The organism is Streptomyces sp. NPDC002513 (assembly GCF_053595355.1).
In genome coordinates, this window is the sequence record NZ_JBSFXK010000011.1 from 59,286 (window position 1) to 82,591 (window position 23,306).

A 23,306-nucleotide genomic window follows, 5' to 3' on the forward strand; every position below is an offset into this window, starting at 1 on the left:
CATGGCACGCGGCAAGCTCCGGATCTACCTCGGCGCGGCACCCGGCGTCGGCAAGACGTACGCGATGCTGTCCGAGGCACATCGTCGTATCGAGCGAGGCACCGACTGCGTGGTCGCCTTCGTCGAGCACTACCACCGGCCGCGCACCGAGGTGATGCTGCACGGCCTGGAACAGGTGCCGCGCAAGGAGATCGAGTACCGGGGCACTACGTTCTCCGAGATGGATGTGGACGCCGTCCTGGCGCGCCGTCCTCAGGTGGCCTTGGTGGACGAACTGCCGCACACGAACATCCCCGGCTCGCGCAACACCAAGCGCTGGCAGGATGTCGAGGAACTGCTCGCGGCCGGGATCGACGTGATCTCGACCGTCAACATCCAGCACCTCGAGTCGCTGGGCGACGTGGTCGAGTCGATCACCGGCATACGACAACAGGAAACCGTCCCGGACGAGGTGGTGCGGCGCGCCGACCAGATCGAACTGGTCGACATGTCGCCCGAGGCGCTACGCCGCCGGATGGCCCACGGCAACATCTACAAGCCGGACAAGGTCGACGCGGCTCTCGCCAACTACTTCCGGCCCGGCAACCTGACCGCGCTGCGGGAGCTGGCGCTGCTGTGGGTGGCCGACCGGGTCGACGAGTACCTGAACGCCTACCGCAGCGAGCACCAGGTCTCCACGATCTGGGGTTCGCGCGAGCGGATCGTGGTCGGCCTGACCGGAGGCCCCGAGGGCCGGACCCTGATACGGCGTGCCGCGCGGCTCGCCGAGAAGGGAGCGGGCGGCGAGGTGCTCGCCGTCTACATCGCCCGCAGCGACGGCCTCACCGCCGTCTCTCCGAAGGAACTGGCCGTTCAGCGCACGCTGGTCGAGGACCTGGGCGGAACGTTCCATCACGTCGTCGGTGACGACATCCCGGCGGCCCTGCTCGACTTCGCCCGCGGCGTGAACGCCACCCAGATCGTCCTCGGCGTCTCCCGCCGCAGGAGCTGGCAGTACATCTACGGGCCCGGCGTCGGCGCCACGGTCGCCCGCGAGTCCGGCCCCGATCTGGACGTCCACCTCATCACGCACGACGAGGCCGGCAAGGGCCGCGGACTGCCGGTGGCGCGCGGAGCACGCCTGGGACGCTCCCGGGTCATCGGGGGCTGGCTCGTCGGAGTGCTCGGCCCCGCCTTCCTCACCTGGCTCCTCACCAGCGCCACCCCGTCCGTCGGCCTCGCCAACGACATGCTGCTGTTCCTGACCCTGACGGTGGCGGCGGCCCTGCTGGGCGGCCTCTTCCCGGCGCTCGCCTCCGCCGTGGTGGGCTCCCTGCTGCTCAACTGGTACTTCACCCCGCCCGTCCACACCCTGACGATCGCCGACCCGAAGAACATGGTCGCGATCGTGATCTTCGTCGGGGTCGCCGTGTCGGTGGCCTCGGTGGTGGACCTCGCGGCCCGGCGCACCCATCTGGCGGCACGGCTGCGCGCCGAGTCGGAGATCCTGTCCTTCCTCGCGGGGAACGTCCTGCGCGGCGAGACCACGCTGGAGGCGCTGCTGGAGCGGGTCCGCGAGACCTTCGGCATGGAGTCGGTGGCCCTGTTGGAGCGGACCGGCGAGACGGAGCCCTGGACCCGCGCCGGGAGTGTGGGGCCCGAGCCCGCGAGGGTCCCGGAGGACGGGGACGTCGACGTGCCGGTCGGCGACCTCATGGCCCTGTGCCTGCGCGGTCGGGTGCTGCCCGCCGCCGACCGCCGGGTACTGGCCGCGTTCGCCGTGCAGGCCGCCGTCGTCCTGGACCGCCGGCGACTCCAGCAGAAGGCCGACGAGGCGAAGGAACTGGCCGAGGGCAACCGCATCAGGACCGCGCTGCTCGCCGCCGTCAGCCACGACCTGCGTACCCCGCTCGCCGGCATCAAGGCCGCCGTGTCCTCGCTGCGCTCCGACGACGTCGAGTGGTCCGCGGAGGACCGGGCGGAGCTGCTGGGCGCGATCGAGGAGGGCGCCGACCGACTCGACCACCTCGTGGGGAATCTGCTGGACATGTCCCGTCTGCAGACCGGCACCGTCACGCCGATCATCCGGGAAACCGACCTCGACGAGGTGGTGCCCATGGCCCTCGGCGGGGTGCCCGAGGACAGCGTGGAACTGGACATCCCCGAGACCCTGCCCATGGTGTCAGTCGACCGGGGGCTGCTGGAGCGGGCGGTCGCCAACGTCGTCGAGAACGCCGTCAAGTACAGCCCGCCGGAGGAGAAGGTCCTGGTGTCCGCGAGCGCCCTCGCCGACCGCGTCGAAGTGCGGGTCGTCGACCGTGGGCCCGGGGTCCCGGACGAGTTCAAGGACCGGATCTTCGAACCCTTCCAACGGTACGGTGACTCGCCCCGCGGGGTCGGCGTCGGCCTCGGCCTGGCCGTCTCACGCGGCTTCGCCGAGGCCGTCGGCGGCACGCTCCATGCCGAGGACACCCCCGGCGGCGGCCTCACCATGGTCCTGACCGTACCGACGGCGCCGGAGCGCGGCTGGCCGGAGCAGCCGGCCCTGCCGGTGGCGGTCACGCCGTGAGGACGTCAGCCGTCGGACGGCACGGTGTGGAACTCGCGCTCCGGTCCAACGGCAGCCGCCAGGTCTTCCGGCGGCCGGCGCGGCACCGCCGACCCCGCCCGGGTGACCGCGGCGGGCCGGCACTGCGAGGCCGGCGACGGCCTGGCCCGCCGCCCGGTCCGCCGGGAAGTACGCCGTCACGGCGGGCCCCTGGAGGACATCGGCAGCCGCGACATGGGCCTGTAGCCGTCTCTCCCTCCAGCTCCCGGGCCGGTCTTCCCTCCCCCACACGGCCGACCCGCCCGGGCCCCACCAGGAAGCGGACGCCCACCCCACGACGGACACTGACTCCGACCGTTCGACTGTCCGACCGGCCCAGACGAGGTCCCGATGGCGTATGGCCTGGCACGACGTGAGCTGAAACCGAGGGTGCCACTGCGGCCCGGCGAGGGGGAGAAGCACCATCTCACCAGCCTGGAAGGGCTGGCCGCGCTGTCACTGGACGCGCTCAGCTCGGTGGCGTACGGCCCCGAGGCGATCGTCCTGGCGCTCGTGGCCGCCGGCACCGGCGCGCTGAGCGCGACCCTGCCCATCACGCTGGCGATCACCTTTCTGCTCGCCGCCCTGGTCATCTCCTACGGCCAGGTCATCGCCGTACACCCGGACGGCGGAGGCGCCTACGCCGTAGCGAAGTCGGACCTGGGCAAGAAGGCCAGCCTGCTCGCCGCCGCCAGCCTGGTCGTCGACTACGTGCTCACCGTGGCCGTCAGTCTGGCCGCCGGCGCCGACGCGCTCGTGTCGGCGTTCCCCGTCCTCGCCCACGACAAGCTGCTCGTCTGCCTGGCGGGCCTCGCCCTCCTGACGGGCGTGAACCTGAAGGGCATCACCGACAGCGCCCGGGTGCTGATGCTGCCCACCGCGCTGTTCGTCGTGGCCATCCTCGGAGTCGTCGTCCTCGGCCTGCTCCGTTCACATCCCGCGGCCGTCGTCGGTACGGCACGGTCCCTGCCGGCGCACGAGACGCTCGGTCTGCTGCTCATCCTCAAGGCGTTCTCCTCCGGCTGCTCGGCCCTGACGGGTGTGGAGGCCATCGCCAACGCCGTCCCGACCTTCCGGACCCCGAGGGTCAAGCGCGCCCAGCGCACCGAACTCATGCTGGGTGCCCTGCTGGGGCTCATGCTGGTCGGCCTCGCCGTGCTGATCCGCCGCGACCGTGTGGCCCCGCGCGGCGACGTCACCGTACTGGCACAGCTCACCGCAGGCGCCTACGGCACCGGCTGGGCGTACTACGCCACCAACATCCTCGTCACCCTGGTCCTGCTCCTCGCCGCCAACACCAGCTTCGGCGGACTGCCCGTGCTGATGAGTCTGCTCGCCCGCGACCACCGTCTGCCCCATCTGTTCGGGCTGCGCGCCGAACGCCCCGTCTACCGCTACGGCGTCGTCTCCCTGGCCCTCATGGCCACCCTGCTGCTCATCGCGGTCGACGCCGACACCCACCGGCTGATCCCCCTCTTCGCCATCGGCGTCTTCATCGGCTTCACTCTCAGCCAACTCGGCCTCGTGAGGCACTGGGCGAGGCGGAAACCCGAGGGGTGGAAGCCCCGCGCGCTGATCAACGGCACCGGGGCCCTGCTGACCACCCTGGCCGGCGTCATCCTCCTCACCACGAAGTTCCTGGACGGCGCCTGGGTGGTCGTCATCGCCGTCCCGCTGATGATGCTGCTGTTCTCCCGCATCCAGCGCTACTACACCGCCGTGGGGGAGGAGCTGGGACTCGGCCGCATCCCCGGCCCACCCGACCGGCGTACCTCGAGCCTGGTCATCGTCCCGCTCGGCGACGTCAGCACACTCGCGCGGCACGCCATCAGTGCCGCCCTCGCCCTGGGAGACGAGGTGATCGCCGTCGCCGTCCAAGCCGACCCCGACAAGACCCGCGCACTGCGGGAGGCATGGGAGCGCTGGAACCCCGGCGTCCGGCTCGACGTCATCGACAGCCCGCACCGCTCCCTCGTGCAGCCGGTGGTCGACTACGTACAGCGCGCGGCCCAGGACAGCCGGCAGATCGCCGTCCTCATCCCCGAGGTCGAACCCCGCCACCGCCGCTACGAGATCCTCCAGAACCAGCGCGGACTGCTCCTCGCCACCGTCCTGCGGGCGCGCACGGATGTGGTGGTGTGCCTGTTGCCCTACCGCCTGCGTGTCTGAGCCGGCAGCTTGTCCGGGGGAGCGGTTCTCACGCGGGATTGCTGTCGTGCCCCCTCCTACGGACGAGACGTGCCGTCATTCTTGCGGTGTCACAGCTCGCGCAGCGCGCGTCCCATCCGGGTCAGCGCCTGGCGCAGAATGGCTGGTGACGTCGCGAAGTTGAGCCGCACGCACCCCGCCCCGCCGGAACCGAAGACGTGCCCGGAACTGAGGGCCACTCTGGCCTTCTCCAGGAACATTCCCGCCGGCCCGGCCATATCACTCACCACCCCGGGACGATCGGAATGCTGGTCGCTGTGCAACCCCAGCTCTGTGCAGTCCAGCCAGGCGAGGTAGGTGGCCTGCGGCGGGCGGTACCGAACACCGGGAAGGTGTTCCTCGATGAGCTGCCCCAGCAGGCGCCGGTTGGCGTCGAGCCCGAGCAGCAGTTCGTCGAGCCAGTCCCCACCGTCGTGAAACGCCGTGGTGTGGGCGATGACCCCCAGATGGCTGGGGCCGTGGCTGACTTCTTCGGGCATGCGACGCAGGTCGTCGGCCGCGTCGGTGCCGGCGATCGCCAGAGCCGCCTTGAGACCGGCGAGGTTCCACGCCTTGGACGCCGAGATCAGTGCGAAGCCGTTCTCGGACCCCGGAACGCGGAGGAAGGGCGTGAACGTGGCCCCGGGCAGCACCAACGGAGCGTGGATCTCGTCGGACACCACCCGTACGCCGTGTTTCCGAGCCAGCTCTGCGATGGCCCGGAGTTCTTCACGGGTGTGGACGACACCGGTCGGGTTGTGCGGGTTGCTCAGGAGGAACGCCGCGCGGCGGCCGCGGCGTCGGGCTCGTATGAATGCGTCCTCCAGGGTGCCGAGGTCGACCCGCAGGTCCTGCCCGAGCCTTGCCTCGATGACTTCCCTGGCGGCGTGCGCGATGAATGCGTAGAAGGGCGGGTACACCGGTGAGCACACGACGACGGCGTCACCGGGGTCGGTTGTCAACCGGAGTATTTCGACGATGCCCATCATGACGTCGGGCACGATCGCCGTGTGCTCGATGCGCAGATCTTCCCAGCCCCATCGCGCGCGGGCGAACCCCGCCAGCGCCTCGGCGTAGGCGCTCCCGTGCGGATATCCGGTGTCGCCGAGATCGATCGTCGTGTGCAGCGCTTCGGCGATGGGAGGCGCGAGAAGCACGTCCATCTCTGCGACCCACAGCGGGAGCACATCCTTGGGGTACACGCGCCACTTCATGCTCGTCCGCTTCTGCAGTTGCTCAAGAGACAGTTGCATGAGGGGATTCGCCCGACTGCCCTGCGAGTCGTCGAAACCCGCACTCTCCCTGCGATCCATTGGTCTGCGCTCCCGAGGCCGTGTAGAAGCGTGCTCGTGCGTTCGTGGGCACTCTCATAGTGGCGCTGCTGGGCGCCTGCTGCTCCTCTTGGGGCCACCCTCGACGCCGGCAGACGGCGGGATTCGGCTCGCCGCCACCTCCAGGTCACTCCCCGGACGTGTTCGGCTGTGACGGTCGGAGAAGTTGGCTATACAACTTTGCCCTGAGGAGCGAATGTGTCCGCCCTGCCCAGCTTCCCGATCGGCGACCTGCCGGTGATGTGGCTCCGCGACAACTGTCCGTGCAGGGAGTGCCGCGATCCGCGCTCCGGTCAGAAGCTCTTCCAGATCGGCTCCCTGCCCGCCGGGCTGCGGATCGGTGCAGTGGCCGCCGCCGACGGCGCCGGGGAGCCGGCCGTCGAGGTGGTCTGGGCCCCCGACGGGCACCGCTCGACGTACCGGCAGGCCTGGCTGGAGGCCAATCGGCCCGGGGGACCGGGACACCGGGACCGGCGCACCGAGGCCGGGAAGGAACTGTGGACGGCGCGCGATCTGGCCGGGCGGTCGCCCGCGGCGGGCTGGGAGGAGTACCTGGCCGAGCCGGCGCTGCGGGCGCGGATGCTGGAGTCCGTGCTGCGGCTGGGCTTCATGGTGCTGCGCGGGGTGCCGGTGCGCGAGGGCCAGGTGCTCGCCGTGGCGGAGACCTTCGGCTACGTCCGCGAGACCAACTACGGCAAGCTCTTCGACGTGCGCGTCGAGCCCGACCCGAACAACCTCGCCTTCACCTCGGTTGCCATCACACCGCACACCGACAACCCGTACCGCGACCCGGTTCCGACGCTCCAACTGCTGCACTGTCTGGTCAACGACGCGGACGGCGGGGACTCCGGCCTCGTCGACGGCTTCGCCGCCGCCGCGCTGCTGCGGCGTGCGGACCCGGAGGCATTCGAGATCCTCACCCGAACACCCGTGCCCTTCGTGTTCCGCGACGCGGGGACCGAACTGCGCGCCGACCGCCCGCTGATCGCCACCGACCCCCTGGGCCGCGTACGCGAGGTGCGCTTCAACAACCGTTCGATCGGCACCCTGCGGCTGCCCGCCGACGCACTCGAGTCGTTCTACGCGGCCTACCGCACCTTCGCGGAGTTGCTGCTCCGTCCGGAGCTGCGCCTGGACCTGCGCCTGCTGCCGGGCGACTGCCTGGTGTTCGACAACACCCGGCTGTTGCACGCCCGCACCGCGTTCGCCCAGGACGGGGCGCGTCATCTGCAGGGCTGCTACGCCGACCTGGACGGACTGGCGAGCACCCTGGCCGTGCTACGCCGCGCGGACACCCTGGAGCCGCTGGCCGAGCTGTTCGCCGGGGCAGGGTCGACGGAGTACCTGGGCGAGCCGGTCTCCATGGCCCAGCACATGCTGCAGGCCGGTGCCCGGGCCGAGGCCGCCGGTGCCCCGCCGCACCTGGTGGCCGCCGCGCTGCTGCACGACGTCGGGCACGTCGAGGATGACGTCGTCACCGGCCGGGACCTGATGGCCGGCAACGACAACCGGCACAGCCACACCGGCGCCGACCTGCTGGGCCGCTGGTTCGGGCCCGAGGTCACCGAGCCGGTGCGCCTGCACGTGGCCGCCAAACGCTATCTGTGCGCGGTGGAGCCGGGCTACCACGACCGGCTGTCCGAGGCGTCGAGGTACACGCTGGAAGTCCAGGGCGGTGTGATGACCCCGGCGCAGGCGGCCGAGTTCGCCGCGCTGGCGGGCGCCGCCGACGCGGTCGCCGTCCGCCGCTGGGACGATGAGGCGAAGGACCCGGACGCCGTCACACCGCCGTTCGAGCACTTCCTTCCGCTGCTCACCGCGCTGCTGCGCGGCTAAGAGTTCCAGGCGCCGGGGGCCGTCGTACCGGGCCGGTGGCGGCGGCCCAGGGTGGAGGTGGCCACGGAGTTGTGCACGGTGAAGGCGATGGTCCCGGGCAGGTAGCGGTCCTCGGACCACTCCACCGGCACCCCCTCCGGATCCGTGGTGCGGCGCCGCTCGCGCAGCAGGACCTGCCCGGGCGGGCAGTCCAGCAACCGGGCGTCCTCGGCGTCGGCCCACGCGAGGTCGATGGTGTGGTCGGCGTCGGTGAAGAGCACGCCGTGCGTGACGAGGGCCTCGGTGTGCGAGACGACGTCCGGCGGCAGTTCGGCCACCAGCGCGCCCACCCGGACCGGGTAGAGCGACCGTTCGACCATGACCGGCTCCCCGGACAGGGTCCGCAGCCGCAGCACCAGGTACACCTCCGCCCCTGCCTCCAGGCCCAGTTGCCCGGCCTCGACGGCGTCGGCCGGCCGGCGCACCACGCGGTCCACCCGGCCGCCCGGCGTCTCGCCGATGGAGCGGGCCCAGTTGGTGAAGCTCAGCAGCTCCGAGAAGCTCTGAGCCCGGGGGCCGCCGAGCACCGTGCGCCGCGTGCCGCGCCGGGAGGTGACCAGACCGTCCGAACGCAGTACGGCCAGCGCGTGCCGGATCGTGCCCCGCGAGACGCCGTAGCGCTCGGCCAGCGTCCCCTCGGGTGGCAGCTTCGCGCCGGTGGCGTACTCGCCCGCGATGATCGCCTCGCGAAGCTCGGCCGCGACCTTCCGGTAGCGCAGTTCGCTGTCCGGGCTGCCTGGCTCCTGCCGCACCGTGTCTCCTGAGCCGCTCATGGTCGTGCGGGCCGGGTGCCCGGCCTGCAGCAGACCCTACCCGCCCGGGAGGGGACCGGGGGCCCGGGCCGTAGCCGACGAGTGGTCAGACCGCCGCGCCTGGACGGCTTCTGGGCGACCGGGCGGAGAACACCCCGCCTGGGACGAGGAAGACCGTCTACCGGGCGGTGCCGAAGTTCTGGGTCCAGTAGCTGCCGGGCTGTGCGAGGCCGACGCCGATCTCCTTGAACGCGCAGTTGAGAATGTTGGCCTTGTGGCCGGAACTGGACATCCAGCCCGCCATGACCTGCTCGGGAGTGGAGTAACCGTAGGCGACGTTCTCGCCGTAGGCGCTCCAGTCGTACCCGGCACGGGTGATCCGGTCGCCCGGGGAGGAGCCGTCGGACCCGGTGTGCGACATGTTCCGGTGGGCCGCCATGTCGTCGCTGTGGGCCTGTGCGACCTTGGTGAGGGTCGCATTCAGGGTCAGAGGCGAGCAACCGACCTTCGCGCGCTCGGCGTTGACGAGTTCGACGACGCGGGCGGTGGCCCCGGACGCCTTCGCGGTGGTGCCAGGAGCGCTCGGCGAGGTGCGGGTCGCGGTGGCCTTCGGGGTGCCGGCGGTCGCGGTGGCCCCGCGGTGCGCGGGGGCCGTGGTCTTCGCAGCGCCCGTCTTCGCGGCCTTCGGACGCACGGTGGCCTTGGGTTTCGGCGCGGCAGTCTTCGGCGTGCTCTTGGCGGCGGTCGGAGTCCTCGACGGCGTGGGACTGGGCGCGCCGTTCTCCTCGCCCTGCCAGCGGTGCGGCCGATCCGTGCGGTTCCACGAGACCGAGTTCGTGTTCTGCGCATCGGTGTGCGTCTGGTGTGTGCCGCCGCCCTGCCAGTCGACGCACGCCAGGGCGACGGTCGGCACGCCCACGGCTGCCACGGCGACGGCGGCCATGACTATGTGCCGGTAGTGCTTGTCCTTGCGATGCTTTCCCACGCGTGACCTCAAGATCCGCTCCTGAACTGCGGCGACATCCTGTCGGTCGATTCTTAGGAAGGCGTCACGCAGAGGGCAAAGGGCCTTCGTACTACCTTGCTTCGTAGATCAGGAGGGCCCTTGCGGCGGGAGTGAGGACATGCTGGTCCGGCCGGAGACTCCCTGGTGGAATTCTGGTGTCTCGTCAGAAAGCCTCTGATTCGAGGAATGAGTGAGAGTGCCGAGCAATCGGAATGCCGTCGGGCCCGACCTGCTCTACGACGGTATCAAGCCGGACAAATTCCATATGTCGCCAAGGTGGTCTCTACTATCCGGCGCGCATAGATCCAGAATTCGATGTGACGGATGTCACGAAATCATCACGCCTGCCGATGAGTGAAGGCTGGAAACCGGCCCGCCCGTCGACCCGGTGTCGCCGGCAGCCGACAAGCTCAGCACGGCCGAGACGGCACGACTCGGCGTCTGCACGAGCTGGACGGCCGTGTCCTGGCCGCGCCGCCCCGAAACCGTCGGACGTGGCAGACCATGAGGTGAGCGGCGCGGAATGCGTGTGCGGGTGTGTTCCTCTCCCCCGTCGCGTCATCGGAATCTCCTTGCGTGGAAACCCCCCGCTTCAGCCGGGGGAGGAAACGCATCCCGGGCCCGGAGCCGCGCAGCGGCGGAGCGCGCTCCCCCCTGGTGGTGGTGGTTTGGACCGGCATCTTCGGCATGCCGACCAAGTGGAACACGGGAAGGTGTTCGGTGTAGGCGCCGGCGATGCCGTTGATGGCGCTGAGTTCGCCCACCCCGTAGGTGGTGCTCACGGCGCCGACACCGTGAATCCTCGCATAGCCGTCCGCGCTGTAGGCCGCGTTCAACTCATTGCAGCTGCCCACCCACTTGATGTCCGGGTGCCCCGCGACCGCGTCGTCGATCGGAAAGGCGTAGTCTCCCGGGGCACCGAAGACGTGGCGCACGCCGATGTCCCTCAGACGGTTCAGCACGTGCTGCACAACAGTCGTGGACATGACGGATCCTCTCTGTCAGGTTCCGGATCGCCCTGCGCCGTTCAGAGCGGCAGAGCATCGCCCGCTGATGTCGGCGGCGCTGCCTCGGAGTGCGCGGTCGCCGCGGTGCGAACCGGACTTCGCGCTACTCGAACACGCCCTCGTGCAGCTGAGCGAAGAGTTGGGTGTTGGGCTGTAGTCGACGGGAACGTCGATGATCGTCACGGCGCCCGCCAACGGATGGCCATGGCCCGTACGAGTGCAGCCGACCGAGCGGCGTGGGCATGCTGCGCAGTGTGATCACGGCCCTGGGCGTGCCGTGCCCGTCGGACCCCGACGACCTGCCCGCTGGGACCCCCGCAACGCCGGCGGCGATGTTCCCGGGCGGCCGGGGCCGCATGTGCCGGGGAGTGCCAGTGCGTATGGCAGGCGGTGCCGCGTCTTTGTCAGCCGTACCGGACTGGATGTCGCGCCATGTGCGCGAGGGAGCCGACGCTGACGAGCTTCAGCAGCAGGGAGATGGCGACTTGGGGATGGGCAACACCTGTCGCTCGGGCGGCAATTGAGAGGACCCACTCCTTGCCACTCTCAACTTATAGCGCACCGGGGGGCTTGCGGCAAGACCCGGGTCGTGCCGCAGAATCACTGGCCGAGGCCAGAACCTACGGAAATGGGAGATTCACGAAGTGCGTATGTTGTTGTCGGCTGGTGGATCGTGCGGTGACGTCATGCCGGTGGCGGGACTGGCGCTGCGGTTGCGGGCGCTCGGATCCGGGGTGCGGGTGTGCGCGCTGCCGGGCCTCGCGGGACCGACCTCGGATCGGAGCTGATGACATGACCCCCCTGACCACCAGCGCGTTCGACCTTCCCGACCACCTCTCTCCCAAGGCAGACCCGGCGCTGATCGCCGGCGACGAGCAGCACTTCGCGGCGGTCGCGGAGAGCCTTGAGCAGGCGATCGCGGAACTGTCCGACCGCCTCGATGCCGAGCTCAAGGCGCCCGGAGGCGTGGGCCGGGCGGCGATGGACCGGGACCTGGAGATCCACCGGCTGACCGGTCGCCTGCGCGCCTTGCGCCGCTTCGGTTTGGACCTGTGCCTCGGACACATCGTCAGCGCCGACAACCTCGAGCCGGTGTACGTCGGACGACTCGGCCTCACCGACAGCGCGGGTCGTCGGCTGCTGGTCGACTGGCGCTCCCCGGCGGCTGAGCCGTTCTTCGCAGCCACCCACGCCAACCCGATGGGGGTGGTCAGACGCCGCAGATACCGCTGGACCCGCGGCCGGATCAGCGACTACTGGGACGAGGTGTTCACCGCTGACGGGTTTGAAGGGGACGCCGCGCTCGACGACCAGTCTGCCTTCATCGCCAGCCTGGGCGCCAACCGGTCGGACCGGATGCGCGATGTGCTCGCCACCATTCAGGCCGACCAGGACGCCATCATCAGGGCGGGATCCCGGGGCGCTCTCGTCGTCGACGGCGGTCCGGGAACGGGTAAGACCGTCGTCGCTCTGCACCGCTCCGCCTACCTTCTCTACTCCGACCCGCGCCTCGGGCATCGCCGGGGCGGCGTGCTGTTCGTCGGCCCGCACCAGCCCTACCTGGCCTACGTCGCCGACGTCCTCCCCAGCCTCGGAGAGGAGGGCGTGCAGACCTGCACGCTGCGGGACCTCGTCCCCGAGGGAGCCGCAGCGGCGACCGAGACCGACCCGAACGCGGCTCTCCTGAAGTCGTCCGCGCAGATGGTGCAGGCGATCGAGACGGCCGTCAGGTTCTACGAAGAGCCGCCCGCCGAGGGGATGACGGTCACGACCGACTGGTCCGACATCTGGCTGAGCGCCGACGACTGGGCCGAGGCGTTCGAAGCACCAGGACCGGGTACGCCGCACAACGAAGCACGCGAGCAGATCTGGGAGGAACTGGTCACGATCCTGCTGGACAAGCATGACGGCGACGTCCCGCCCGACCTGTTCCGGAAGTCGCTGCTGCACGACGAGGAACTGGTCGGCACGCTCGACCGCGCGTGGCCGCTGCTCGAAGCGGCTGACCTCGTCGGAGACCTGTGGTCGGTTCCCGCGTACCTGCGGATGTGTGCTCCCTGGCTCAGCCCCGATGACGTTCGCACGCTGCAGCGCGAGGACGCCCAGGCCTGGACGGTGTCCGACCTGCCGCTCCTGGACGCGGCCAGGCAGCGGCTCGGCGACCCGGAGGCGGCACTGCGCAAGCGCCGGCACGACGCCGCGGTCGCCGCCGAACGCGAGCGCATGGCCGGCGTCATCGACAACCTGCTCGAGGCCGATGCCGACGGTGAAGGAGCGGTGACCATGCTCCGCGGACGAGACCTTCAGGACAGCCTGATCGACGAGACCGCACTGCCGAGCGCCGACCCGGACCGGCTCGCCGGCCCGTTCGCGCACATCGTCGTGGACGAGGCCCAGGAACTGACCGACGCAGAGTGGCACATGCTGCTGCTCCGCTGTCCGTCCCGGAGCTTCACCATCGTCGGGGACCGAGCCCAGGCCAGGCACGGGTTCACCGAGTCGTGGCAGGAGCGGCTCGAGCGGATCGGGCTCGACCGGATCAACGTGGCCTCCCTGAGCATCAACTACCGGACGCCGGAAGAGGTCATGGCGGAGGCCGAACCGGTCATCCGAGCCGTGCTTCCGGACGCCAATGTGCCGACCTCCATCCGCAGCAGCGGCGTCCCCGTCGTACACGGATCTGTCGGGGATCTGGACTCGATCCTCGACGCCTGGCTCGGTGCGCACGCCGACGGGATCGCCTGCGTCATCGGTGATCCCACGTTCCGGGCGACGTCCCGCGTACGGTCACTGTCTCCGGAGCTGGCGAAGGGACTGGAGTTCGACCTGGTCGTACTCATCGACCCGGAGGCGTTCGGCCAGGGTGTCGAAGGAGCGGTCGACCGCTATGTCGCGATGACCCGGGCGACCCGGCAGCTCGTCATCCTCACGAGCCCCTGACGTCGGCGAAGGCAAGGTGATCGCCGCCCGACGATCACGAGGAACGCCATCGAAGGAGTCTGCCCGGCTTCACGGTCCGCGCCGGGGAGAAGTGGGAGGCGTCCAAGAAGCCGCAGGCTCGCGCCACGGCCCCGATGGGCAACGCGGGCTGGGCCTGGAGCCGCCGCAGGGCGGTCTCCAGGCACACCTGCACGCACTCGACACCCCGCAGCGGGGGGATCCTGGTGATGTGCGTCCGCCTCAGGCGCGGGTCCACTCCATGGCCAGTCCACGGCCCTGGAGGCGCCCCGCCTCGGCGGCCGGCCTGCGCGTGGACGGGTCCAGCGGGTTGGCGCCGATCGCGGCGCGCGACGCTTCGTCCGGCTCGACGAGCGAGACCTCGGCGCCGTGCGTACGCAGTTCCTCGAGGGCCTGGTCCAGCGGCTTGTCGCTGGGGAAGGGCTCGACGGATCCCATCGGAACGATCACCAGCACACGGGACGCTCCCGCGGCGTAGTCCGCGTTGGCGATGGAACGGACCCCGCCATCGACGTACCGGTGCCCGTCGATCGTCACCGGCGGCCAGACTCCAGGGACGGCACAGCTGGCGGCCACGGCATCGACCAGGCCGACTCCGGACGACTTGTCGAACACCCGCGGACTGCCGCTGTCGGCGTCCACGGCCACGATCCTCAACGTCCTCGCGGGCCAATCGTGCGACGGCAGCCGCGATTCGATCACCGCCCGGCGCTCCGGTTCCGGAACGGTCTCGGCACGCAGGGCGAACTCCCCGACAGCACGCCGCATCTGCGCGACGGTGGCGGCTTCGCCCAGCGCCGCACCGATGTCCGCGGCGAACCGGTCCAGGTCCATCTCGGCCATGATCTCGTCGGCCTGCAGCGCGGGATCCACCTGCCTGGCATACAGCTGTTCCAAGGGCAGCCCACTGCCCAGCTGAGCCGCCACGGTCGACCCGGCGGAGGTGCCCACGATCAGGTCGGCCCCCGTCACGTCCTGACCCGCATCCGCCAGTCCCGCGAGCAGTCCGGTGATCCATGCGATCCCGCCGACCCCGCCACCGCCCAGCACCAACGCCTCTGTCATGGCCCCCCTTGATCGCCGGTGTGTTCAACGTGAAGCCTAGTACGCCCATGCGCCAGTACGCCGACACGTCAGGAGGTCGTCCGAACCCCCTGCGAGTCCGGTACTCGGTCACCCTGCGCGGCCCTCGCGACGGCCTCAACATCTTCAACGGCCATGGCATGGCCACGGTCAAGCCTTTGTGCGGGCGTTTCGGTCCGCACCCCGGGCGGGGTGCGGACCGATGGGTCAGCCGGTGATGCTGGGAGCGCCCGTCTCGATATGGCCTGTGAAGCGCCGCGAGAAGGAGTTGTCGGCGCTGACCGTGACGGTGACGTCGTACCAGCCGCCGTTGTAGGCCACGGCGTTGAAGAAGTCGCCCGTGAACTCTCCCGCCTTCACCTGGTAGGTCCAGGGCCCGTCGCTCCGGTAGTTGTTCGACTTGATGGTGAAGGTCACGTCCCCGGCGGTCTGGTTCGTCATGCGGAACCAGACCGCCTGCTTGCCGGTGTCCGGGGCCGGGGCGTAGGAGCAGCCGACCTCGATGCCCTTGGCCGGGCCGAGGGCGTTGCCGGTGAATCGGCGCAGGAAGCGGTTGGGGCCGACGACGCTCAGGTCGTAGAGCCCGTCGCCGTAGCCGCTGCCGACGTTGAAGTAGTCCTCCACCTGACCGTCGGTGTGCGTGGCGGCGTTGTAGGGGGCGACGGTGTACTGCCATGGGCCGCCGCTGCGGTAGGCGTTGGCGTAGACCGAGAAGTGGACCGCCTCGGTGGCCTGGACTTGCTGGTTCGTCATGTCGATCCAGGCCAGGATCTGGCCGTTGGCGTTGTAGTCGAACCGGCCGATGGAGGCGTTCGGCTGGTACGGCAGGGCCCGGGCCGGTTTGGTGCCCGGTTCCTGCGCGGGCAACGCGTTGGTGGTGGCGCTGGGGTTCGGCAGCAGATAGCAGTTGACCTGGCCGATGACCGCACTGGTGGAGGGCAGGGACGGCATCCCGTAGACAGGAGAGGTGAAGTCGAAACAACTGGTCAGGTCGCCGGTCACCGTGCGGCGCCAGGCGCTGATGCTCGGGCAGCGCGCGGGGGTACCGAGTGCCGTGGTCCAGGTCTCCATGAACTGGATGACCGATGTGTGGTCGGTGACCTGGGAGTTGACCCAGCCGCCGCGGCTCCAGGGCGAGACCACGAACATGGGCACCCGGAAGCCGAGCCCGATCGGCGCGCCGTTGACGAACTCGTCCGGGGTCCCGGCCGGCGGGACCGGCGGCGGCACGTGGTCGAAGAAGCCGTCGTTCTCGTCGTAGTTGATGAACAGCGCGGTGGAGTTGAAGACCGCCGGATCCGCGTTGAGTGCCTGCATCACCAGGTTGATGAAGTGCGCACCGTCGTTCGGCGGGGCGGAGGGATGCTCCGAGAAGCCCTGGTTGGCGACGATCCAGGAGACCTGCGGAAGCGTGCCGTTCTGTACGTCGTGCCGGATGGCGGCCGCGATGTCGTCCGGCGTCGACCCGGTGGCGCGAGGAACCGAAGCCATGCCTCGGTCGTACAGCGGGTTGCCGGCGGAGGCGTTGTCGAACACGGAGAAGTAGGCGAGCCCGTTGTCGCCGAAGTTGTCGCCGGCGTTCTGGTAGACCTTCCAGCTCACGCCCGCGTTCTGCAGTGACTCCGCGTAGGTCTGCCACTTCAGGCCGGACTCGTCCGCGCCGTCGTACGCGGGGCCGCCGGCGGTGCCGTTGGGGTCGATCATGCCGCCCCACAGGTAGGTGCGGTTGGGGCCGGTGGAGCTGAGGATCGAGCAGTGGTACGCGTCGCAGAGGGTGTAGGCGTCGGCGAGAGCGTAGTGGAAGGGGATGTCACCGCGGTGGAGGAAGCCCATGGTGCGGTTGGTGCCCTTGGCGGAGACCCAACTGTCCATCTTGCCGCTGTTCCAGGCCTTGTGCTGCGAGGACCATGCGTGGTCGATCGAGCCGTCGCACTGCGCGAGTCGCTCGCCGTCGACGCCCAGCCAGGGAGACGTGGCGCTCATCGACCAGGGGTACTGGCGCCCCGATCCGGAGGGCTGGTTGAAGACCGAATAGCCACCTGGCAGCGTGATGGTGCTGCGGTCCGCGAAGCCGCGGACGCCCTTGAGCGCGCCGAAGTAGTGGTCGAAGCTGCGGTTCTCCTGCATCAGGATGACCACGTGCTTCACATCGGTGATCGACCCGGATGCGGCCGACGCCGTTGCGCGCTTCGCGGCGGGCAGTGCCTCCAGCCCCAGGGCACTGCCGACGACGGCTGCTCCTCTGAGGAACGTACGGCGGTCGAGCGGTGGCACATGGACCTCCGAAGGGTGGTGGGAGGAGATGAGGGGCGGTGTTACTCTCGGGTAGCCGCATGGCCGAGGGCCGAGGTCCAGTCAACATGGGCATGAACATTTCAAATGCCCTTTGAGTCGGACTCGTTATCACATGGAGATGCCACGTGCCCGTGGAACCTGAGGCCGCGGGCACGGCAGCTGCTGCTGATCCACGGCGCGGGCGGAAGCGCGTACCGGCTGTAGCTCAACGAACCGCCCGAGTGGGGCCCGGCAGATGGCCGCGCAGACGAGTGCTCCAGCCGTCAGGCGTCGAAGCGGCGGCGGGCCGTCACACCGGCATCCCGTGGATGCGCTCGGCCGCCTCGGCCTGTCATGGTGGCTGTCCGTCGCGTCGGGGCGTCTCGGCGGGGCGGTTCGGTCCCCTCAGCGACCTCGCCGCACTGTGCGTTTCGTCCGACGGGTCGTCAGGAGGGCGCGCCGTCCAGGACTTCCACCTTGCCGGTGTCGAGCGAGTAGTAGGCGCCGACCACGGCAAGGGATCCCTTGTCCACGAGCGGGGCGAGGTCCTCGTTGGAACGCAGAGCGGTCGCGGTCAGTTTGACCTGAGCACGGGCCATCGTCTCGACCGGGTCGGTCCCCCCCACCCGGACGGCGTGCCGGTACGCCGGCCGTAGTGCCTTGACGATCGCATGCAGATTGCCGGGCAGCGACTTGCCGTCATGAAGGGACCCGTACGCCGCCTTGATGGCACCGCAGCGCTGATGCCCGAGGACCACGATGAGCGGAGTGCCACTCGTCATGGGCCCGTACTCGACTGAACCGGTGTCGACCGGGCCGACTGCCGTCCCGCCCGTGCGCATCACGTAAAGGTCCCCCAGACCGGTATCGAAGAGGAGTTCGGGCGGCACACGGGAGTCGATGCACGAAAGGATCGACCCGAAAGGCTCCTGCTCCTGTGCCACGAGCTGACGCCGGTTCGGGTCCCGGTCGGGGTGTCGAAGATCGCCGCTCACCCAGCGCTCGTTGCCCTGCATCAGTCTGGCGAACGCAGCGGCGGGCGAGGCCGGCCGGGCGCTCGGTGACGGGCTTGCGGCTGTCGGTACGGCCTTCGTCGACGAACAACCCGTGAGCACGACCGTGGCGCCCGCGAGCCCGCCGGCAAGCAGGGTTCTCCGATCCGGGCGTCCCGCTCTGTCCATCGGTCGTTCCCCTCAGCCGCTCGACCACGTTCGTACGTCTTGACCAGGGGGATTGTGCAGTGTGCCGCGGGTGACCCAGGAGCAGGCGCAAGCGGGCGCGGGCCACATTGCCACCGACGGCCCACAGAGCCGGCTCCATCGGCGGTCGGACGACGCGAGCCGCGGCCGGTCCCCGGTCGGGTGCGGTGGCGTCGGCATGCCGTCGGGCGGCTGTCCTCCTCGACGGTCCGTCCGGCGGCCGACACCGTGCGAGCCGGCCCGCGGTTGACACTGTGCGAGCCAGGCCGGCGGTTGACACCGCCGGCCTGGCCGGGACTCCGCACCGAGACGGGGAGCGGTCATGCGGTCGGCTTCGGCACGATGTACCCGCGCCTGCCTACCGGGCGTTCAGCCGCAGACGAGCTGGCCCGCGTTGCGCTTGGCGGTGAGGATCCGATGCACGCTGTCGTCGACCTTGGCGCGGAAGGAGGCGTCTTGCTGCATCCGGGTCTGGATGGCCTGCGCCATCGCCGGTACGACGTCCGGTCGTACGGTCAGGATCATGTTTCCGCCCGCCGCAATGAAGTTCACCGCTCGCTGGGCGGGGGTGAAGGACCGCACGGCCACCGCGTTGCCGAGGTCGTCCGAGATGACTACGCCGTTGAAGCCGAGCTTGATGCGCAGCAGTTGGCCGATGACGGTCGGTGAGAAGGCGGCGATGTGCCGCGAGTCGATCTTGGTGTAGGTGGCGAGTGAGACCATCACGAACGGCGCACCCGCTCGGATGCCGTTCCGGAACGGTGTGAGACTGGAACTGCTGGCAGTGGTCACCGAGTCCGTCACGTTCGCGGTGGTGTCGGTGTTGCCGATCACCTGGCCCAACCCGGGAAAGTGCTTGAACGTGGTCATGACGCCCGACTGTGCGAATCCGCTGGCGAAGGCGATGCTGTGGGAACTCACGACGTCGGGCGTGTGTCCGTACTCACGGGAGTAGCGGCCGATCGGGCCGTTGCGGGTGCCCAGGCTGGCCGGGACGACGTCGGCGACCGGAGCCAGATTGAGGTTGACCCCGGCGGACTTCAGCTGCTTGGCCCACTCGGCCGCCCGGCTGCGCAGGGTCGTGGTCGACCAACTGCCCTGGGTCAGCCCGCTGGGTATGGTCGAGAATCCCGGGCCGCCCAGTACCTGTACCTGGCCGCCCTCCTGGTCGGTGGCGACGAACATTCCTACGCGCTGCCCGCCGACCTGGTCCGCCTGGCCGCGGACGCTGTCGACCAGCGTTCTGGTCGCCTGCGTGCCGGCGGTGCTGCGCCCGGTCAGCATGATGGACCCCACGTGATTGCTGCGCAGAGTACGCAGTTGAGCCTGGTCGGCGCGAGCCGCGGGGACGCCGCCCATGAAGAGCTGTCCCACCCGCTGCGCGGAGGTCATCGCGGAGAAGTACTTGTCGACGCAGGCGGTGGGAGTGAGCGGCGGGGCGACGGTCGCGGCATCCGGACCGCTGATGGTGTCGCCCGAAGCGGTGATGACGGCCGAAGGAGTAGTGGTGGCGGCACTCCCGCTGGGGGAGTAGCTGGGCAGGGAGCCGATGGTGCCGGCGGCCTGCGCGCCTCGGCTGGCCGGGGCCGCACCGACGGAATCGGTGGCACCCCCGCGCGCGGCCGCTTGGCCGCAGGCGGAAGCGGCCAGCGCCAGACAGACCAGCGGGGCCGCGGTACGCAGAGCCGTGAAGCGGCGGTTGCGGAGCCGCTGGGCGCGTATCGTCATCGGTTCTTCTCCTGTCGTGGATGCGCCACGGACCGTCCCGGACGGCGGGACTGGCCTCGCTTCTGTTGCGCTGAACGGGGATGCCGCGTCACCCCGACCGCGCGCAGAGTGCCACGGGGCGGCGCTTCTTGCTTCGGGGGGTGGCCGGTGCCGTGAAACGGGTGGGCTGGGACGTGCGGGCGCCGTGGATGAGGGGGGTCTGGGGGGCCTGCCCCCAGCCCCAGCGCACCGGGCCCGTTCCGGTGGATGGCGCCGCATGTCAGGGTTGCCCAACGCCAAAGTGCTGGCTCGTCGGCAGCCGCTCCCTTCGGGCCGATGGTCGGCACGGCTCCATCCTGCGGACTGCTCGTTGGCTTTGCAACTTGTGGCAAGAGTGCCAGGGAAGCGATCGACGCAGACGACGACGGCCGCCCCGAAGACCGACGATCGGAAGGCTCTGCCTCGCATCCGCTCACCGGGCGATGTCCCACGGGACTCGCCGCTCACAAGAACGACTGCATCCGCCGGGCCCGCACGAAGCCGCCGCCGGACCGGTACCTCGAGGCCGCCCGGGGCTTGAAGGCGTACGTCGACCAGGCCGAGGCCGCCGCACTCCCTGCGCGACTCCATCCTCCAGGCCCACCTCGCCCAGGTCGCCGTCGCCCAGAACGACTGTCCTGTTCCAGATAACTGTTGGCATGGTGCGGCCCTGACCTGCTGTGCTTACGGTTGAGCGGAACGAACGCGCCCTCCCCGTCCCGCTCACCCTCAGGCAGCCGCCTCTATGGCGTGCACGGAAGTCCACTGATCGGCTCGGAGGTCCGTGAGGACGGACTCTTCATCGGCTTCCAGCGGGTCGAGGACTACCGGGCTCCGAGTTGGCCTGACCAGATCGTTCCCCAGCAGCTTCACATCTGCTTCAAGGCCGCGGAGAGTCTGGACGAGGCCGAGGCCCGGCTGCTGGAGCCTACGAGACCTGGCCCCGCAGCTCAAACTGGAGATCCAGTACGCCTTGCAGCGCCGCCACGACGCCCGCTCCCGCACCGCCGCCCCTCGCCTGGTCATGCCGGCCGTCCGGCGCGTCCAGGCGCTCGGGGTCGCCTCGCTGCTGGACCTGCCGGAACAAGAATGGCGTCAGAAAGTCGGGGCCCAGGCCGACGAGTCGGCCCTGTTCCTCCTCGATGCCCGTGATGCGCTGGAGACCCTGCGGGACGGGAGCGGCCGGGAGATCGAGTACCCCAGGGATGTGCGGCGGCTGAACAAGCTGCCCGGCATCACCACCCCGGCCGGACGTCCCTGCCCGCGCGCCCGGCTGCGGTTCGACCGCATCCCCCAACCCTGGCTGCGTGAGCTGGGCAAACGATCGAACGCCTCAGGGCCAGGCACCGCGTCCCCGCGGCGAGGCCCGTTCCCGACCGTCAACGGGCTTCCGCCGCCTCTCTGCTGCGGCGACTGGAAGCCGTCACCGCACGCTACCGGCAGCTGGAGACGGAGAACCAACAACTCAGGGAAGCCCTGGCCCTCGCGCTCGGCGAACGGCGCACTGCCGACGTCCGCGGCATCCGTGAGACTGCGACGTCATCATCGTCAAGAGCGATCGGCCCGTGCTGAGTGTGCTCAACCACTCGGCGAGATTCACATATGAGCCAGGATCTGCCGCACGTCTGAGCGGCCAGCCGTCCTCGACCACGCAGCGGGCCAGACGCAGACGGCCGATCTCGGTCAGGGGTGCATTACGGTGAGGCACGAGGGCCTTTCTGGTTGCTGGTGCAGATGTCGCAATCCACACCGAGCCAGAAGGCCCTCACCCATTTCAAGGTCCCTCAGCCGAGACCTGCATCACCTACCCGCCTGTCCACAACCTCCCGAGACGGAACAGCTAGAGCGCGACGGGCCGGGCCAGCTCCAACACACGGGAGCCGGACCGACACGATACTGCTGGACGCCGCTGACAGGCGGGGGCTGGTTCAGCAGTGGGGCAGACCGGGCACGACGCGGAACGCCGTTGCGTAGTCCACGTACGGTCCGAAGGTCCAGGTCGTCTTGTCTAGTTCGAGTTTCTGGCCGTTCCCGATTACCGCCGAGGTGCGGTACCAGACGTCGCCGGCATTGCCGACGTTCCCGCCGGACACCCAGCAGTCCACCAAAACGGAATCGCCCGGCGAGAGGGTGAGGCCGTTGGCGTACTTGCTGCATCCCGCGTCGGCGCACGTGTAGACGCCCACGTGGTTGGCGGTGCGCAGCTGGATCCACATCGGATTGGAGCCGTGGTTGTTCGGGTTCGGGTCGGCGGACGCTTGCGAGGTCGCGCAGAGGATGGATGCCCCAGCCATGGCGAGTGCGGCGACAGCCTTGATCGCACGGGTCATGGTGTGTTTCCCTCGATTCCTCCGGCCCTCTGCGAGGCCGGTCCAGTTGCCACTTTCCGGGCGAGGTTCATGTGGTCCCCCTGACGTCCGTGGGGCACAGACTGTGCTGCGCCAACCATGTCGGTGAACGGTCACGCCGGAGAATGACGTTGACCTGACGTTAGACCGGACGCTTCGGACTGCTGCGTGGGCATCCAGCGGCGACTGGTGCGTTTGGATTCGCCTGTTGGCCCCGCCAGAACGTTACGGCGGGTTCCGGGTGGGGTGAAGGACCTGTATGCACTGTGAAACGGTCCTTCCGGTGTCAGTCTGCACAGTGAGCATGCGGCACCTGACCCTCGCGCTGCCGCCCCGCTTCGCCGGACGCCTCTTCGGCGGTGGCGCCTGCGCTGACACAAGTCAGGCGCCGCGCATGGTGTGAGGTACAACATACGGACCGCGTGTAAGGGGGGAGCGGATCGCTGCTCCCTACCGGTGAGACGGGCCACCTGGGCCCGTACTGCCAGAAGGCTGCCCCCTATGGATCCCAAGCTCACACTGCTGCTCACGGTGGTCACTGCCCTCGCCGTCATCGCGGCTGCTGCCGTCGCGATCGTGGCCCTGGCTCGCGCTGACAGGGCGGACATTCCCCGCATTGTGCGGGAACTCCCAGCCGTCATGCGTGCCTTCCTGCTCCACAAGTAGGTCCGGATACCCCGGTGGCGCTGGCGAGGCAGTGCCCGTGGCCACCGCGAACGAAGCGCACTGCTACCTTCCACGGAAGGCTGATTACCGCAGTTGGCGAACTTCGCCAACTGCGGTAATCAGTCACGCCCTTTGTGACTGAGCACTTCACTGGGCCAGTGAGCGGTCGAGTTGGCCGGCTGAGCGCTCGGCGTTCAGCAGGTCGAGCGGATCGGGCCAAGGGGCCTCCGCGAAAACCCGTTGGCGGACCACGGCGACCGCTGCTACGTTTTCGGAGGCCGTGCGAGAGAACGAGGAGGTGGTACCCG

General features: G+C 69.7%; 16 protein-coding genes and 2 pseudogenes. 7 read left to right on the top strand and 11 right to left on the bottom strand.

Annotation, left to right across the window (positions count from 1 at the left end; all coding sequences use genetic code 11):
* The first annotated feature begins 1 nt into the window (after position 1).
* The 3 genes from ACWD5Q_RS10555 (at position 2) to ACWD5Q_RS10565 (ending at position 4,735) form a co-directional block, all read left to right on the top strand.
* Positions 2-2,548, top strand: coding sequence for an ATP-binding protein (locus ACWD5Q_RS10555; protein ID WP_451426638.1), 2,547 nt, complete (start codon positions 2-4; stop codon positions 2,546-2,548).
* A gap of 102 nt (positions 2,549-2,650) precedes the next feature.
* Positions 2,651-2,773 carry a hypothetical protein gene (locus tag ACWD5Q_RS10560; protein WP_451426639.1) on the top strand — a complete coding sequence of 41 codons (123 nt, stop codon included), beginning with the start codon at positions 2,651-2,653 and terminating at the stop codon, positions 2,771-2,773.
* A gap of 144 nt (positions 2,774-2,917) precedes the next feature.
* Positions 2,918-4,735: an APC family permease gene (locus ACWD5Q_RS10565; protein WP_451426640.1), complete on the top strand. Its 1,818-nt coding sequence runs from the start codon at positions 2,918-2,920 to the stop codon at positions 4,733-4,735.
* Between the two features lie 89 nt (positions 4,736-4,824).
* Here the strand turns inward: ACWD5Q_RS10565 and ACWD5Q_RS10570 are convergent, their stop codons facing one another.
* Positions 4,825-6,006, bottom strand: coding sequence for a MalY/PatB family protein (locus ACWD5Q_RS10570; protein WP_451426641.1), 1,182 nt, complete (start codon positions 6,004-6,006; stop codon positions 4,825-4,827).
* A gap of 276 nt (positions 6,007-6,282) precedes the next feature.
* Here ACWD5Q_RS10570 and tmpA point away from each other — a divergent pair, with 276 nt between their 5' ends.
* Positions 6,283-7,920, top strand: coding sequence for a 2-trimethylaminoethylphosphonate dioxygenase (gene tmpA, locus ACWD5Q_RS10575; RefSeq protein ID WP_451426642.1), 1,638 nt, complete (start codon positions 6,283-6,285; stop codon positions 7,918-7,920).
* Here the strand turns inward: tmpA and ACWD5Q_RS10580 are convergent.
* The 3 genes from ACWD5Q_RS10580 to ACWD5Q_RS10590 all read right to left on the bottom strand — a co-directional run bounded on the left by ACWD5Q_RS10580 (position 7,917) and on the right by ACWD5Q_RS10590 (position 10,703).
* Positions 7,917-8,711: a GntR family transcriptional regulator gene (locus tag ACWD5Q_RS10580; protein ID WP_451426643.1), complete on the bottom strand. Its 795-nt coding sequence runs from the start codon at positions 8,709-8,711 to the stop codon at positions 7,917-7,919. The two genes, tmpA and ACWD5Q_RS10580, sit on opposite strands and share 4 nt — an antisense overlap.
* 178 nt (positions 8,712-8,889) lie before the next feature.
* A complete protein-coding gene (locus ACWD5Q_RS10585; protein WP_451426644.1) occupies positions 8,890-9,696 on the bottom strand; it encodes a CAP domain-containing protein in 807 nt (268 codons plus the stop codon).
* Positions 9,697-10,127: 431 nt separating this feature from the next.
* Positions 10,128-10,703, bottom strand: a complete 576-nt coding sequence (locus ACWD5Q_RS10590) for a thiamine pyrophosphate-binding protein (protein ID WP_451426645.1) — start codon at positions 10,701-10,703, stop codon at positions 10,128-10,130.
* 813 nt (positions 10,704-11,516) lie between these two features.
* Between ACWD5Q_RS10590 and helR the strand changes: the two genes are divergently transcribed.
* Positions 11,517-13,664, top strand: a complete 2,148-nt coding sequence (helR, locus tag ACWD5Q_RS10595) for an RNA polymerase recycling motor ATPase HelR (RefSeq protein WP_451426646.1) — start codon at positions 11,517-11,519, stop codon at positions 13,662-13,664.
* Positions 13,665-13,904: 240 nt separating this feature from the next.
* Here the strand turns inward: helR and ACWD5Q_RS10600 are convergent, their stop codons facing one another.
* The 4 genes from ACWD5Q_RS10600 to ACWD5Q_RS10615 all read right to left on the bottom strand — a co-directional run bounded on the left by ACWD5Q_RS10600 (position 13,905) and on the right by ACWD5Q_RS10615 (position 19,966).
* On the bottom strand, positions 13,905-14,747 hold the full coding sequence (locus tag ACWD5Q_RS10600; RefSeq protein ID WP_451426647.1) for a patatin-like phospholipase family protein: 843 nt from the start codon (positions 14,745-14,747) through the stop codon (positions 13,905-13,907).
* 225 nt (positions 14,748-14,972) lie between these two features.
* On the bottom strand, positions 14,973-17,039 hold the full coding sequence (locus tag ACWD5Q_RS10605; protein ID WP_451426648.1) for a phosphocholine-specific phospholipase C: 2,067 nt from the start codon (positions 17,037-17,039) through the stop codon (positions 14,973-14,975).
* Between the two features lie 446 nt (positions 17,040-17,485).
* Entirely contained in the window at positions 17,486-18,055 is a 570-nt protein-coding gene (locus ACWD5Q_RS10610) for a carbonic anhydrase (protein WP_451426649.1), read from the bottom strand.
* Between the two features lie 552 nt (positions 18,056-18,607).
* The gene (locus ACWD5Q_RS10615; RefSeq protein WP_451426650.1) at positions 18,608-19,966 is read right to left on the bottom strand and encodes a glycoside hydrolase family 3 N-terminal domain-containing protein; all 1,359 of its coding nucleotides are present in this window, start codon (positions 19,964-19,966) and stop codon (positions 18,608-18,610) included.
* 801 nt (positions 19,967-20,767) lie between these two features.
* On the opposite strand from ACWD5Q_RS10615, the pseudogene ACWD5Q_RS10620 reads away from it, so the two are divergent.
* Positions 20,768-20,911: pseudogene (locus ACWD5Q_RS10620) on the top strand (VOC family protein); the annotation flags it as partial.
* Between the two features lies 1 nt (position 20,912).
* Here ACWD5Q_RS10620 and ACWD5Q_RS10625 read toward each other — a convergent pair.
* The 3 genes and pseudogenes from ACWD5Q_RS10625 to ACWD5Q_RS10635 form a co-directional block, all read right to left on the bottom strand.
* Positions 20,913-21,281 (bottom strand): hypothetical protein, encoded by a 369-nt coding sequence (locus tag ACWD5Q_RS10625; protein ID WP_451426730.1) that lies wholly within the window; start codon positions 21,279-21,281, stop codon positions 20,913-20,915.
* Between the two features lie 315 nt (positions 21,282-21,596).
* A pseudogene (locus tag ACWD5Q_RS10630) lies at positions 21,597-21,692 on the bottom strand (IS481 family transposase); the annotation flags it as partial.
* 220 nt (positions 21,693-21,912) lie between these two features.
* Positions 21,913-22,314: a hypothetical protein gene (locus ACWD5Q_RS10635; protein WP_451426651.1), complete on the bottom strand. Its 402-nt coding sequence runs from the start codon at positions 22,312-22,314 to the stop codon at positions 21,913-21,915.
* Positions 22,315-22,833: 519 nt separating this feature from the next.
* Between ACWD5Q_RS10635 and ACWD5Q_RS10640 the strand changes: the two genes are divergently transcribed.
* Positions 22,834-22,998: a hypothetical protein gene (locus ACWD5Q_RS10640; RefSeq protein WP_451426652.1), complete on the top strand. Its 165-nt coding sequence runs from the start codon at positions 22,834-22,836 to the stop codon at positions 22,996-22,998.
* Positions 22,999-23,306: the final 308 nt, after the last annotated feature.

Coding starts and splice junctions, on each gene's coding strand:
- ACWD5Q_RS10600 (WP_451426647.1), bottom strand. CDS start 14,747: ATGACAGAGGCGTTGGTGCTGGGCGGTGGCGGGGTCGGCGGGATCGCA.
- ACWD5Q_RS10565 (WP_451426640.1), top strand. CDS start 2,918: ATGGCGTATGGCCTGGCACGACGTGAGCTGAAACCGAGGGTGCCACTG.
- helR (WP_451426646.1), top strand. CDS start 11,517: ATGACCCCCCTGACCACCAGCGCGTTCGACCTTCCCGACCACCTCTCT.
- ACWD5Q_RS10570 (WP_451426641.1), bottom strand. CDS start 6,006: ATGCAACTGTCTCTTGAGCAACTGCAGAAGCGGACGAGCATGAAGTGG.
- ACWD5Q_RS10590 (WP_451426645.1), bottom strand. CDS start 10,703: ATGTCCACGACTGTTGTGCAGCACGTGCTGAACCGTCTGAGGGACATC.
- ACWD5Q_RS10615 (WP_451426650.1), bottom strand. CDS start 19,966: ATGACGATACGCGCCCAGCGGCTCCGCAACCGCCGCTTCACGGCTCTG.
- ACWD5Q_RS10610 (WP_451426649.1), bottom strand. CDS start 18,055: ATGCAGGGCAACGAGCGCTGGGTGAGCGGCGATCTTCGACACCCCGAC.
- ACWD5Q_RS10555 (WP_451426638.1), top strand. CDS start 2: ATGGCACGCGGCAAGCTCCGGATCTACCTCGGCGCGGCACCCGGCGTC.
- ACWD5Q_RS10635 (WP_451426651.1), bottom strand. CDS start 22,314: ATGACCCGTGCGATCAAGGCTGTCGCCGCACTCGCCATGGCTGGGGCA.
- ACWD5Q_RS10640 (WP_451426652.1), top strand. CDS start 22,834: ATGGATCCCAAGCTCACACTGCTGCTCACGGTGGTCACTGCCCTCGCC.